Annotated in this window: 11 protein-coding genes; all 11 read right to left on the bottom strand. The window is 69.4% G+C overall.

Annotated features, from left to right (window positions below; translation table 11 throughout):
* Positions 1 to 14: 14 nt before the first annotated feature.
* On the bottom strand, positions 15 to 1,010 hold the full coding sequence (locus WDLP6_RS01065) for a fumarylacetoacetate hydrolase family protein (protein WP_232076929.1): 996 nt from the start codon (positions 1,008 to 1,010) through the stop codon (positions 15 to 17).
* Positions 925 to 4,977: a molybdopterin cofactor-binding domain-containing protein gene (locus tag WDLP6_RS01060; RefSeq protein WP_232076928.1), complete on the bottom strand. Its 4,053-nt coding sequence runs from the start codon at positions 4,975 to 4,977 to the stop codon at positions 925 to 927. Before WDLP6_RS01060 ends, WDLP6_RS01065 begins: the two co-directional genes overlap by 86 nt.
* Positions 4,974 to 5,456: a (2Fe-2S)-binding protein gene (locus WDLP6_RS01055; RefSeq protein WP_162590855.1), complete on the bottom strand. Its 483-nt coding sequence runs from the start codon at positions 5,454 to 5,456 to the stop codon at positions 4,974 to 4,976. Before WDLP6_RS01055 ends, WDLP6_RS01060 begins: the two co-directional genes overlap by 4 nt.
* 13 nt (positions 5,457 to 5,469) lie before the next feature.
* Positions 5,470 to 6,201: a bifunctional nicotinamidase/pyrazinamidase gene (gene pncA, locus WDLP6_RS01050; protein ID WP_162590854.1), complete on the bottom strand. Its 732-nt coding sequence runs from the start codon at positions 6,199 to 6,201 to the stop codon at positions 5,470 to 5,472.
* A 33-nt stretch (positions 6,202 to 6,234) separates the two neighbouring features.
* Entirely contained in the window at positions 6,235 to 6,966 is a 732-nt protein-coding gene (locus WDLP6_RS01045) for an ABC transporter ATP-binding protein (protein ID WP_162590853.1), read from the bottom strand.
* Complete coding sequence (locus tag WDLP6_RS01040) at positions 6,963 to 7,823, bottom strand: ABC transporter ATP-binding protein (protein ID WP_232076927.1); 861 nt, start codon at positions 7,821 to 7,823, stop codon at positions 6,963 to 6,965. Before WDLP6_RS01040 ends, WDLP6_RS01045 begins: the two co-directional genes overlap by 4 nt.
* A 142-nt stretch (positions 7,824 to 7,965) precedes the next feature.
* Positions 7,966 to 9,882: an ABC transporter permease gene (locus WDLP6_RS01035; protein ID WP_162590852.1), complete on the bottom strand. Its 1,917-nt coding sequence runs from the start codon at positions 9,880 to 9,882 to the stop codon at positions 7,966 to 7,968.
* Positions 9,883 to 10,014: 132 nt separating this feature from the next.
* On the bottom strand, positions 10,015 to 11,220 hold the full coding sequence (locus WDLP6_RS01030) for an ABC transporter substrate-binding protein (protein ID WP_162590851.1): 1,206 nt from the start codon (positions 11,218 to 11,220) through the stop codon (positions 10,015 to 10,017).
* Between the two features lie 55 nt (positions 11,221 to 11,275).
* A complete protein-coding gene (locus WDLP6_RS01025) occupies positions 11,276 to 11,860 on the bottom strand; it encodes an amino acid synthesis family protein (RefSeq protein ID WP_162590850.1) in 585 nt (194 codons plus the stop codon).
* A gap of 41 nt (positions 11,861 to 11,901) precedes the next feature.
* Positions 11,902 to 12,543 carry an amino acid synthesis family protein gene (locus WDLP6_RS01020; RefSeq protein WP_162565330.1) on the bottom strand — a complete coding sequence of 214 codons (642 nt, stop codon included), beginning with the start codon at positions 12,541 to 12,543 and terminating at the stop codon, positions 11,902 to 11,904.
* A 21-nt stretch (positions 12,544 to 12,564) separates the two neighbouring features.
* On the bottom strand, positions 12,565 to 13,488 hold the full coding sequence (locus tag WDLP6_RS01015) for a UPF0280 family protein (RefSeq protein ID WP_162590849.1): 924 nt from the start codon (positions 13,486 to 13,488) through the stop codon (positions 12,565 to 12,567).
* Between the last annotated feature and the right edge of the window lie 263 nt (positions 13,489 to 13,751).

The following is a 13,751-nucleotide window of genomic DNA, read 5'->3' as shown; positions in this document are numbered from 1 at the left end:
GGCCCTCGCGGCGATCAGAGCAATCCGCGCCCCGCGAGGTTGCGCATCAGCGCGCCGATGCCGAAGGACCAGCGCGCCGCCTGGTCCGAATGGACGACGCGGTTCTCCAGCGAGCCGAGTTCGGGCGCCGAGATGGTCACGCGGTCGCCCACCACGTGCGTGAAGCCCTGGCCCGGTCCGTGCCGGTCCTGCGTCGGCGCGAACATGGTGCCGAGGAACAGCATCAGGCCATCCGGGTACGCATGGTGCGGGCCGATGGCCTGCGCCACGAGGTCGAGCGGATCGCGGCTGATCTTCGCCAGCGAGCTCGCGCCTTCGAGCACGAAGCCCTCCGGCCCCGCGACGCGCAGTCCCACGGTGATGCGGCGCACGTCGCCGATGCCGAAGCGATCGTCGAAGAGGCGGATGAAGGGGCCGATCGCGCAGGACGCGTTGTTGTCCTTGGCCTTGCCGAGCAGCAGCGCGCTGCGGCCTTCGAAGTCGCGCAGGTTGACGTCGTTGCCGAGCGCAGCGCCGAGCGTGCGGCCGCGGCTGTCGACCGCGAGCACGACCTCGGGCTCGGGGTTGTTCCAGACCGACCCCGGATGAATGCCGACATCGGCACCGGTGCCGACCGCGGACAGCACCGGCGCCTTGGTGAAGATCTCGGCATCGGGGCCGATGCCGACCTCGAGGTACTGCGACCACGCGCCCTGCGCGATCAACAGCTGCTTGACCTTCTGCGCCTGCGGCGAGCCCGGCACGATGCCCGCGAGGTTGTCGCCCAGCACGCTGCCGAGTGCGGCACGGATCGACTCGGCCTTCGACGCATCGCCGCGCGACTGCTCCTCGATCACGCGTTCGAGCAGGCTGGCGACGAAGGTCACGCCGCTGGCCTTGATGGCCTGCAGGTCGCAGGGCGCGAGCAGCCAGGGCTGCGCGGCATCACGCTTCACCTCGTCGCTGTTGGCCAGCGCCGCGTCGAGTGCGGCGACATGCGGCGCGGACTTGTCGCGCAGCGCCTGGCGCACGACAGCCGCCGGATCGTCGCGTTCGAGCAGATCGCTGCAGGTGGGCGCGATGCGCGACAGGTCGTGCAGCCCTCCTTCGTGCACCGCGACCAGCACGGGGCCGACATTGGGCTGCCAGAGGCGTCCGATCAGCGTGGCGCGTTCGGCATCGCGAGGCAGGGTCGGAGTGGGCGAAAGGGTCGAAGGCATGCGGCGTCTCCATCAGGGCGAGCCGGCGGATCGGCCCGTGTGGTGCCGATCGTAAGGGACGCTCAGCGCGCAGCCGCGCGACCTCGCGCGCGAGGTCGTTCCACGGCGGCGCCTGCGGCGCGAAGCGCGCGCGCATGTAGCCGGCCAGCTCGACGATCTGCGCATCGTCGAGCGCATCGCCGAACGCCGGCATGAAGCCGATGTCGCGCGCGGCCGGTTCGCGCACGCCGTCGAGGATGGTGCGCAACAGGTTGTCGGGCCGTGCGCTCGTGAGATTGCTGTTGAGCGCGAGCGGCGTGTTGACGCCCAGCAGCGTCGGCCCGTCGCCGTCGTGATGGCAGGCCGCGCAGGCGCTGTCGAACATGCGCTGCGCGTTGCCGAGCAGTTGCCCCCGGCCGGCCGCGGCGTCGGCGACGGCGCGTTGCGCGCGCGCTGCGTGGTCGCCGGCGACGCTCGATGGGTTGAAGCTCGCGAGATAGCTCGCCATGGCGCGGATGTCGGCATCCGGCACCGCCGCGAGTTCACGCACCACCTCGGCCATCGGGCCGCCCGCGATGCCGTGATGCGGCGCATGGCCGCGGCGCAGGTAGCGGTAGAGCGCATCCGCATTCCATGGCACGGCGGACGACGAGAGCGAAGTCAATGCCGGCGCCTCCCAGCCATCGACGAGCGCGCCCGACAGGAAGGCCGCGCCGCCCTGCTCCGCGCCCATCGCATTGCGCGGCGTGTGGCAGGCGCCGCAATGGCCGAGGCCGTTGACGAGGTAGGCGCCGCGGTTCCATTCGGCGCTTTGCGTGGCCACGGGTTGGTAGGGCGAGGGATCGTGGAAGAGCGCGTTCCAGCCGGCCATCAACGGCCGCAGGCCGAAGGGGAATTTCAGTTCGGCCTTCGGCGTCTCGGCGCGCACCGCCGGCAGGGACATGAAGTAGGCGTAGAGCGCCTGCAGATCGTCGTCGCTGGTCTTGGCGAACGCGGTGTACGGGAAGGCCGGATAGAGATGATGGCCGTCGCGCGAGACGCCTTCGCGCATCGCGCGCTGGAAGGCGCTGAAGGACCAGCGGCCGAGGCCCGTATCGGCATCGGGCGTGAGGTTGGTGGTGTGGAGGGTGCCGAAGGGCGTTTCCATCGCGCGCCCGCCCGCGTTGGGCACGCCGCCCGGCGCGGTGTGGCACACGGCGCAGTCGCCGAGCGCGGCGAGCACGCGGCCGCGTTCGATCGTCGCCTGGCTGTAGACCGGTGCGCTGAGCGACACCGGTGCGATCACGGAGCGCCAGCCGAGCAGGCCGGCGATGACGCCGAGCCCACCCAACACGATCCCCACCGCCCAAGCCGTCTTGCTCCTTCCCCCTCTGGGGGAAGGCTGGGATGGGGGTACGCGGCCGTAGCCATCGCCGTCATCGTTCACACGCTGCGTGCCCCCACCCGAGCCCTCCCCCGGAGGGGGAGGGAGTGAGGACGGGTTCAAGGCCGCGCGAACAACCTCCGGCGTGAACGGCGGCTCGCGAAAGCGCTGGCCCGTGGCATCGAAGATCGCATTCGCGATCGCCGCCGTCCCCGGCACCGACGACGACTCCCCCGCGCCCAGCGGCGGCTCGCCGGGCCGCTGCATGTGCATCACCTCGATCACCGGCACTTCGCGGAAATCGAGGATCGGGTAGCTGCCCCACTCGCGGCTCGCGACCACGCCCGAAGCCGGCACGCCAGGCAGCTGCTGCACGCCCGGCGCGCCGCCCTGCGGCGCGAAGCGCACGCGCTCCTTGAGCGCGCGGCTCGTGCTCTGGATCACGTTGCCGTGGATCTGGTGATCGATGCCGGCCGGATTGACCACCAGCCCCGCGTCGTGCCCGACCACCACGCGCCGCACATGCACCTCGCCGGTCCTGCGGTTGACCTCGACATCGGCCACCCAGGCCGACCACGCGGCGCCGAAGCCGGGCCACTTGCTGTGCACGTAACGCGCATAGGCGAAGCCCTGGCCGAACAGCACATCGCCGCCCGGCCCGAGGCCGCCGTCGGCGTTCTCCTGCGGCCCGGTGCGCATGCGCCAGCCGGCCTTCTGCGCGGTCTCGCGCACCAGCTCGGCCGCACGCGGATCGCGCAGATGGCGCAGCCGGAAGGCGACCGGGTCGACGCCGGCCGCGGTCGCGAGCTCATCGACATAGGACTCGTGCGCGAACGAACTCGGCAGCGCCGACACGCCGCGCAGCCACGAGGCGCGCACGATCGGCGCCATGTCGTTGACCTTCACGCGCAGGTTGCCGTACGCATAGGGAGGGCGCGCGGTGCGGTCGCCCATCTCGAAGGCCTGCGCCACCGGTTCGATGGTGCGCGTGAGCAGCAGCGCGAGCGTCGGCGCGCCGTTCGACGGGTACGAGGTCTCGAAGTCGTAGGCCGCGACGCCGCCCTCGGCATCGAGCCCGCCGCGGATCTGCATCAGCTGCGCGGCGCCCTTGGGCTCCCACAGATGTTCCTGCTCGCGCGTGAGCTGCACGCGCACCGGCGCGCCGGCCGCGCGCGCGAGCAGCGCAGCATCGGCCGCGACATCGTCGGCGCCGTTGCGGCCGTAGCAGCCGGCGGCCTCCATGCGCACCACGTCGACCGCGGTGTCGTCGAGGCCCATCAGCTGCGCGAGATCGGCGCGCAGCACGTGGGGATTCTGCGAACCGGCCCACACGCGCAATGCAAATCCGTCGTCGCCGCCGGGCGCCCAATGCGCCAGCGCGCACGAGGGCCCGATCGACGCATGCATCTGGTAGGGCCACACATAGGTGCGCGGCATCGGCTGCGCGGCCGCGGCGAGCGCGCCATCGACATCGCCTTCGTCGACCAGCAACCGCTGGGTCGCGGGATTGGCACGGATCGCACCCGCGAGATCGTCGAGCGAGGGCAGGCCCGGCCATGGCTTCCACTTCACGCGCAGTTCGCGCATCGCCTGCTCGGCATGTTCCTCGCGCTCGGCGACGATGCCGACGAAGTCGCGGATCACGACCACCGCGCGAATGCCGGGGATGTGCGCGATCGACGATTCATCGACCGACTCGAGCGTGTTGCCGATGAAATCGCCGTGGTCCGCGCCCGCATAGGGCGGACGCAGCACGCGGCCGTGCAGCATGCCGGGCACGCGCATGTCGTGCACGAAGGCGAGCTCGCCCGCGAGCTTGGCCGGGATGTCGACGCGCGGCACCGAGCGGCCGACGACGCGGTAGTCGCCCGGGTTCTTCAGCGGCGCATCGGCATCGAGATGCAACACCGTGCGCGCGCCCGCGACCAGCTCGCCGAAGCCGACACCGAAGGCGGCATCGTCACCGGCCTGCACGCGGCCGTCGCGCACTTTCATCAGCGAAGGCTGCACGCCGAAACGCTCCGATGCCTGCGCCACCAGCCACGCACGCGCCTGCGCCGCGGCAAGGCGCAGCGGCTGCGAATGGATCTGGATCGATGCGCTGGCGATGGTCGCGCCCTGGTTCGGCACGCGCGCCGTGTCGCCGAGCATCATGCAGACCTGCTCGAAAGGCACATCCAGTTCCTCGGCGACGATCTGCGCGAGCGAGGTCCGGATGCCGGTGCCGAGATCGACGTGGCCATTGAGCGCGCTGACGCTGCCGTCGTCCCAGACCGCGAGCAGCACCTCGTCGCCTTCGGCCGGGTTGCCCCACACCGTGGGCGGCTGGCCGGGCGCGGGCGGCGGTGGCGGCGGCGTCTTGCGCACGACGACCAGCACGCCGTCGGCATTCATGAACTCGCTGCGCGTGCGCGGCAGGTCGGCGCGCCGTGTCACGTGGTGGCGTCCTCGTTCGCGATCAGCCACGCGGCGCGCTGCACCGCGGCGACGATCTCCACGTGCGTGCCGCAACGGCACAGGTTGCCGGAGAGTTCGCTGCGGATGCGGGCCTCGCTCGGATGCGGGTCCCGCGCCAGCAGCGCGGCGGCCTGCATCACCATGCCGTTGAGGCAGTAGCCGCATTGCGCGGCCTGCGCATCCTCGAAGCCTTGCTGCACGGGATGCCACTTCTCGCGCGAGCCGAGACCTTCGAGCGTGGTGATCTCACGACCCGCCACGCCGTGCGCCGGAATCACGCACGCGCGCGCCGCGACGCCGTCGACCCACACCGTGCACGCGCCGCACTGGCCCAGGCCGCAGCCGTACTTGGGTCCGTTGAGTCTCAGGTCGTTGCGCAGCACATGCAGCAGCGACGCTTCGTGCGGCACCGCGAGTTCGACGTGGCGTCCATTGACCTTCAGTGCGAACTCGGGCATTCGGCGTGCCGGCTCAGGCGCTTTCGATGTCGGCGGACTGGATTCGCTTCACCCCTTTTGCCGCCATCTGTTTCCACGCAGCGGCCAGCGAACCATTGAGATCGATCGCGCGCGTCGCGTCTTCGATCACATAGACCTCGAAGCCGGCCTTGCGCGCATCCATCGCGGTCCAGGCCACGCAGAAGTCGGTCGCCAGGCCGGTCACGAACACCTTCTTGATGCCGCGCTGCTTCAGGTAGCCGCCAAGCCCGGTCGCCGTCTTGTGATCGGCTTCCTCGAAGGCCGAGTAGCTGTCCATGTCCTTGTGGAAGCCCTTGCGGATGATGAGCTGCGCGGTGGGCAGCTTGAGGTCCTTGTCGAGCGCCGCGTCGTCGGTGCCCTGCACGCAGTGGTCGGGCCACAGCACCTGCGTGCCGTAGCTCAGCCTGGTGGTCTCGAAAGGCTTCTTGCCCGGATAGCTGCTCGCGAACGAGGCATGTCCCGGCGTGTGCCAGTCCTGCGTGACGACGATGTTGCCGAAGGCGCCGGCCAGCTTGTTGATGACCGGCACCACCTCGGCACCGCCCTTGACCGGCAGCGTGCCGCCGTCGATGAAGCAGTTCTGCACGTCGACCACGATCAGCGCGGACTTGCCGTCGGGCTTGATCTTCGTGGCCGCCAAGATCGGCATCGCGAGGCCGAGGCCGCTGACGAGGCCGAATGCGGCGGTCGCCTTCAGGAGGGTTCTGCGTGGGATGTCGTGCATGGGGTCGCTCCTCGGGTTGAAAACTCTTGCTGCCTAGACACTCAGATATGCGCGTCGCACTTCATCGTTGGCCGCGAGATCGGCCATCGACGCGTGATAGCGGATCTGCCCTTTCTCGAGCACGTACGCGCGGTCGGACACCAGTTCGGCGAAGTGCATGTTCTGCTCCGACAGCAGGATGCTCACGCCTTGCGCCTTGAGCTCGAGAATCATGTGAGCCATCTGCTCGACGATCACCGGCGCGACGCCTTCCGAAGGCTCATCGAGCAGCACCAGGTAGGGATTGCCCATCAGCGTGCGCGCCACCGTCAGCATCTGCTGCTCGCCGCCGCTCATGCGGCCGCCGGGGCGGTTCGGCATCTCGCCGAGATTGGGGAACAGCTTGAACAGGCGCTCGGGCGTCCACAGCGGCGCGTCGCTGCCATCGCTCCAGCGGCGCGCGGCCTGGCGGCCGACCTCGAGGTTCTCCATCACGCTGAGGTCGGTGAACACGCGCCGGTCTTCCGGCACGAAGCCCAGGCCCAGCCGCGCTGCATGGTGCGGCTCGCTCTTCGAGATGTCGTGGCCGAGAAAGCGCACCGCGCCGCGGCGCTTGGCGAGCATGCCGATCAGCGCCTTGAGCGTGGTCGACTTGCCGGCGCCGTTGCGGCCCATCAGCGCGACGACCTCGCCGCGCCGCACTTCGAGGTCGACGTCGTAGAGGATCTGCGCGGCGCCGTACCAGGCGCACAGGGCCTTGGCTTCGAGCAGGATGTCTTTCGTCATACGGGCTCTTTCAAGGAGCGACGCAGAACCGGCTTTGCCGGGCTGCTGGCGCTGCCCCCTGCAAGGGGGGTGGCGGAGCGCAACGAAGTGCGCGCAGCCTGGGGGTGTGCGAAAGTCTTGCCGGAGCCGAAGTACACCTCCTGCACCTTCGGATGGTCGCGGATCTCGAGCGGCTTGCCCTGCGCGATCAGGCGCCCGCGCGCGAGCACGATCATGCGGTCGGCATACGCGAACACCACGTCCATGCTGTGTTCGGTGAAGAGCACGGCCATGCCGCGGTCGATCACCAGTTGCTTGGTCAGCGCCATCAGCGAATTGCGTTCCTGGGGCGCCATGCCGGCGGTCGGCTCGTCCATCAGCAGCAGCTTCGGACTGTTGGCCATCGCGATGGCGAGCTCGACGCGCTTGACGTCGCCGTACGCGAGCACGCTGCAAGGCCGGTCGGCCTGCGCCTTCATGCCGACCTGGTCGAGCAATGCCAGCGCTTCGCCGCGTTTGTGGTCCGAGGCGCGGCGCCAGGTCGAGAACAGCTTGTGGTCATGCGAGAGCAAGGCCATCTGCACGTTCTCGACCACCGTGAGCGAGGCGAAGGTCTCGGCGATCTGGAAGGTGCGGCCCACGCCGAGGCGCCAGATCTCGCGTGGCCTGCGGCCGACCAGCTCTTCGCCGTCGAGCCGGATCGAGCCGCGGTCGGCCCGGAGCTGGCCGTTCACCATGTTGAAGGTGGTGGACTTGCCGGCGCCGTTGGGGCCGATCAGCGCCAGCAGCTCGCCGGCTGCGAGGTCGAAGCTGATGCCGTCGACGGCCTTGACGCCGCCGAAGGATTTGCCGAGGTCGGTGACTTGGAGGAGGCTCATGAGGTCTTACTCCCTCCCTTCTTGCTCCCTCTGGGAGAGGGTTGGGGTGAGGGCGCTGGGCCTTTGAACAGGTTGTGTGTGTTGTGAAGGCCGGAGCCCTCACCCCAGCCCTCTCCCAGAGGGAGAGGGAGCAAGACGCCGCTCACGCCTTCACCTCGTCAAGAGCGGCGGCCTCGCGCCCATGCCGCCGCCGCTCGAACAATTGCTTCGCAAACCCCGCAATCCCCTGCGGAAACAACAGCACGAGCAACAGAATGATCCCACCGAGCATCGCCCGCCAATAGTCCGTATTTCGCGCCACCGCGTCATGCAGCCAGGTGAAGGTGACCGCCCCGACCACCGGCCCGGCGAGTGTCTGGATGCCGCCCAGCAACACCATCACCAGCCCATCGACCGACTTGCCGATGGCGAGCGATTCCGGCGAGATGCTGCCCTTCGAGAACGCATAGAGCGAACCCGCGAGCCCGGCCGCGGCGCCTGCGATCACGAAGGCCGCCCACTGCATGCGCTTGACGTCGATGCCGATCGCATCGGCGCGCAGCGCCGAGTCGCGGCCCGCGCGCAGCGCATAGCCGAAGGGCGAGAACAGCACGCGACGCAGCCACAACACGCCGAGCGCCACCAGCGCCAGCGTCAGCCAGTAGTAGGCGTTCTTGTCCGACAGCCAGGCCGAAGGCCAGACGCCGGTGAGCCCGTTGCTGCCGCCCGTGAAGTCGTCCCACTGGTAGGTGATGGCCCAGGTGATCTGCGCGAAGGCCAGCGTCAGCATCGCGAGGTACACGCCCGACAGGCGCACCGCGAACCAGCCATAGACGAAGGCGCCGACCGCAGCCACCAGCGGCGCGACGATCAGCGCGAGCTCCATCGGCAGGCCGAGCTGGCGCACCAGCAGCGCCGCACCGTACGCGCCGAGGCCGAAATACGCCGCGTGGCCGAACGAATGCATGCCGGCCGGCCCCATGATGAAGTGCAGGCTGGTCGCGAACAGCGCGGCAATCAGCAGATCGATCATCAGCACCGTGGTGTAGGGCGAGTCGGCCGCGATGAAGGGCACGGCCGCGAGCACCAGGCCCAGCACCGCGGCCGCGATCAGGTAGACCTTGCCCGGCCGGCGCAGCGGCTCTTCCTGCATGCCCACGTAGCGGCTCGGCGCCTGCGGCTTGCCCATCAGGCCCCACGGCCGCCACACCAGCACCACCGCCATCACGAGGAAATCGACCACCAGCGTGAGCTTGGAGAAGGAGATGCTGATGCCGAGGATGTCGACCACGCCGAGCCAGATGCAGACCGCCTTGATCTCGGCGATCAGGAGCGCCGCCGCGTAGGCGCCGGGGATCGAGCCCATGCCGCCGACCACCACCACCACGAAGGCCGCGCCGATGGTGTTGAGGTCCATCTCGAGCGTCGCCGGTTCGCGCGGCAGTTGCAGCGCGCCGCCGAGGCCCGCGAGCAGTGCGCCGAGCGCGAACACCGCGGTGAACAGCCAGGCCTGGTTGACGCCGAGCGCGCTGACCATCTCGCGGTCCTGCGTGGCGGCGCGCACCAGCGTGCCGAAGCGCGTGCGCGTGAGCAGCAGCCAGACCGCGCCGAGCACCAGCGGGCCGACGACGATCAGGAACAGGTCGTAGGAAGGAAACTGGCGCCCGAGGATCATGACCGAGCCCGCGAGGCCCGGTGCGCGCGGCCCGAGCAGCTCGTCCGGCCCCCACAGCCACAGCACCGCGTCCTTGATCACCAGCACCAGCGCGAAGGTCGCGAGCAGCTGGAACAGTTCGGGCGACTTGTAGATGCGCCGCAACAGCGCCATCTCGATCAGCGCGCCGATCACGCCGACCGCGAGCGCGGCCAGCACGAGCGCGGGCCAGAAGCCATAGCCCGTGCCCAGCCGATCGACCAGCGTGTAGGCGATGTAGATGCCCACCATGAAGAACGAGCCATGCGCGAAGTTGACGATGCGCGTGACGCCGAAGATCAGCGACAGCCCCGCCGCGACCAGGAACAGCGAGGACGCGCCGGCCAGGCCATTGAGCAACTGGACGATGAAACCGGAGAAGCTCATTCGATGTTCCTAGACGCTCAAGCCAGATTCAAGGGGCCGCCGCGCACGGCCGCCCGAAGCGGCTGGCCCGCCCCCCGGCAGGGGGTTGGCGAAGCGACACGAAGTGCGCGCAGCCTGGGGGCGAGCAACATATCAATCTGCGCGGGCTTTCTTGATGTCGGCGGCGGACGGCTGGAACTTGGCGCCGTCGAAGTACTGGTAGTCGACCATCACACCCTTGCCGTTCTCGTTCCTCGTCCTGCCGACGAAGGCGCCCATGGTCGACTGGTGGTCCTCGGCGCGGTAGCTGATCTTGCCGAAGGGTGTGTCCACCTGCAGGCCGCTGAAGGCCGCGACGAGCTTCTCGGAATCGGTGCTCTTCGCCTTGGCGATGCCGGCCGCGGCCGACTTGATCATGGTGTAGCCGACCACCGAGCCGAGGCGCGGATAGTCCTGGTACTTGTTGTGATAGGCGAGGAAGAAGGCCTTGTGCTCGGGCGTCTGGATGCCGTACCAGGGGTAGCCGGTGACGATCCAGCCGTTGGGCGTCTCGTCCTTCAGCGGATCGAGGTACTCGGGCTCGCCGGTCAGCACGCTCACCACCTCGCGGTCCTTGAACAGGCCGCGCGTATTGCCTTCGCGCACGAACTTCGACAGGTCAGCGCCGAAGAGCACGTTGAAGATCGCATCGGGCTTGGCATCGGCCAGCGCCTGCACCACGCTGCCGGCATCCACCTTGCCCAGCGGCGGCGCCTGCTCGGCGACGAACTCCACGTCGGGCTGTGCGGCCTTGAGCAATTGCTTGAACGCGGCCACGGCCGACTGGCCGTATTCGTAGTTCGGGTAGACGATGGCCCAGCGCTTCTTCTTGAGCTTGACCGCTTCCGGCACCAGCATCGCGGCCTGCATGTAGGTGCCTGGGCGCAGGCGGAAGGTGTAGCGGTTGCCGCCCTGCCAGGTCATCTTGTCGGTGAGCGGCTCGCCGGCCAGGAAGAAGAACTTCTTCTGCTTGGCGAAGTCGGCCACGGCGAGGCCGGTGTTGGACAGGAAGGTGCCGGTGAGCACGTCGATCTTGTCGCGCGAGACCAGTTCCTCGGCCACGCGCACCGCGTCGCCCGGGTTGGCGTTGTCGTCGCGCGTGATGAGTTCGATCTTCTTGCCGTTGACGCCGCCCTTGGCATTGATCTCCTCGACGGCCAGCTCCATGCCCTTCTTGTAGGGCTCGAGGAACGCAGGCTGCGCCTTGTAGCTGTTGATCTCGCCGATCTTGATCACGCCCTGCGCCTGCGCGGCGGGCACGAGCGCGAGGGTGAGTGCGGCGAGCGAAACCGCGCTGAACGCAAAACGCATGGGGGTCATGGAAACTCCTCGGTGTGAAAGTCGATGAACAAAACTTGGCAAGACGGATGGGGTGTCACCTGAGGCCGTCTTCGCCCTTGATTTCCGAGGTCTTCAGTCCGCCGATGCGCGGCAGGGGCCGGCCGCTGTCGGTGACCGCGACCGCGACCACGATCTCGCCGGCGCGCGGCGCATCCGACACGCGCGCCTCGACGGCGTCGAAATGGCTGCGCACGAAGGCCGCGTCCTTGTGGCCGAGCGGCACGTCGATCGCGGTGCCGAGTGTGCCGCGCTTCTTGCTCGACGGTATCAGCGCCGCGCCCTTCTCGACCGCCAGCCGCAGCGGCGCGCCGAGCTTGGGATGCAGGATCGCGGCCGCATGTTCGAGCTCGCCGCCTTCGCCCACGATCGCCGCCTTGCCGTAGCTCTGCGCCTGGCCGGGCTCGATGCCGAGCGCCTGCACCGCCTTCTGGCCGAGCAGCGCGCCGAGCTCTTCGCCGATCGCGATCAGCTCGTCGAGCGACTCGCTGTAGCGGCCGGCGTAGGGGTTCTCGATCACCGCGATGGCGACCGCGCGGCGGGTGGGCGGATCGATGGTCTGGCCCATCTCCTTGCGGGTCTCATCGACCTGCACGACGAGCTTGCGGATATTGGCACTCATGGTTTCTTCCTTGTCTCGGATTGAAGGGTGAATCCGGCCGCTCAGCGCAGGCCGTCCCATTTGCTGATGTCTTCGGCCCGCAGGCCTCCGACGCGATCATGCACGCGGTAGCCGGTGCTCATCGCGAGGATGTAGACGATCTCGTCGGACGCAGGCGCGCCCGGCACGCGCACCTCGAAGGCGTCGAACTGGCCGCGCACGTAGCTGGCGTTGATGTTGGTGAGCGGCACGTCGAGCGTGGTGCCCGGCGCGCCCACCTTCTTGGTCGAGGGCACGATCGACAGGCCGTTGCCGGGCTGCCCCGTCTTGTCTTCCGCCTTGCCCTGGCGATAGGCATCGCGGTCGCCCTTCCAGCCGAGCAGTTCGCGCATCGCATAGCCGCCGGGCACGTGCCACAGCGCGCCGTGTTCGAGCTCGCCGGCGGCGCCGACGATCGCGCCCTTGCCGTAGGTGGCGATGCGCTCGACCGGCACGTCCATGGCGGCGCGCAGCCGATGCGCCATGTCGACACCGACCGGATCGAGCAGCTTCATCATCGGCAGGATGTCGGGCTCGTAGCGGCCCGCGAAGGGATTGGTCAGCACTGCGGCGATGGCGCCGCGCACCAGCGGCGTGGCCGCACGCGGTCCGAACTCGTGGTGGATGTGCTCGACCTGGGTGAAGACACGGCGGATATCGATCATGAAAGCGTCCTGCTTTTTTGTTTAAGCAAATACTGAACCCGCTGCGGCGGACGGCGTGCCGTCCGTGAGCTGCGGCGGCGGGCCCATGGTCTGCGAGCTTAAGGGCTGGAGCACATGCCATTGCCCCTGGCAAACGAGTACGGCCGCATGCACAAGGCCGAGACGCTGCAGCGCTTCGGCACGCGCCGCGCCCGCGTCCAGGGCGCGGCGCACCTGCGCGGGCGCCAGCGCGTCGACGCCGGTCGTCACCGGGATGTCGCAGAGATCGCTGTCGTCCTTGCAGGCGCTGGCGGGCCGGCGGTGGATGCCCGGGTCGTCGACATCGACGGCATTGGCGATCACGGTCGCCGCGGCATCGGCTTCGGCCGCGCTGGCCGCGAGCACCGTCACGCTGTCGGCGATGCCGAGCGAGAAGCTGCGCCCGCGCCAGCCGCTGGTCGCGACGCCGCGCGCCGGTATCGCGGCGTCGATGGCGAACTGGCCGTCGGTGAGAAGCGGCCCGCGATCGCTCGGATCGAAGCGCGCGAGATCGGCGAACAGGCCGACGCGCGCCGACTGGCCCGGCGCCAGGTGCAACGCGATGTCGCCGCCGTTGTTGATCCACGCACGCTCGATGCCGGGCCGCTCGTAGAACGCGACCAGCTCCTGCGCCACGGCGCCCGCGACCGCCGCCATCGGCGTGATGAAGCCGGCGCGCAAAGGTGCGCAGGCGTTCCACATGCGCCGCGCGATGCGGCCCTGCAGCGCGCAGCCCGCGCCGACGGGCTGCCGCAGCAGGGGCAGCTCGGCGACCAGTTCGTCGAGCACGCCGCGAAAGCGCAGCCACGCCGCCTCGTGCGCCGCGGCGACCGCCTCGGCATCGCCCCGCGCCTCGGCCACGATGTCGATCGGACCGTGGTTGAAATGCCAGCGGCCGCCGTCGAGTGCGCTACGTTGGGCGCTCATGATCTGGCGCCTGTTCCGGTGAGGTCTTTGGATGCGCTGCAAAGTCCGATGACACAGCGGGCGCGGCGGCGGGCGGTGTGCCCTGGGCCGGCCGACGTCACCGGCCCTTCGGGCTTCCCTGCGCTGCTCGCGGTACGCGGGGTCTCGCTCAAACTCGCCTTCGGCTCAAACAGTCGCGAGCCCTGATCCGCGTACCGCTGCGCTGCTCGGCGGTGCCTCAACGGCCGGCCCAGGACACACCGCCCGCCGCCGTGGACACGCCG

Source organism: Variovorax sp. PBL-E5, from assembly GCF_901827185.1.
Classification (GTDB): Bacteria; Pseudomonadota; Gammaproteobacteria; order Burkholderiales; family Burkholderiaceae_C; genus Variovorax.
The sequence above is the reverse complement of the archived record's forward strand: the minus strand, read 5'-3'. Positions and strand labels throughout refer to the sequence as shown.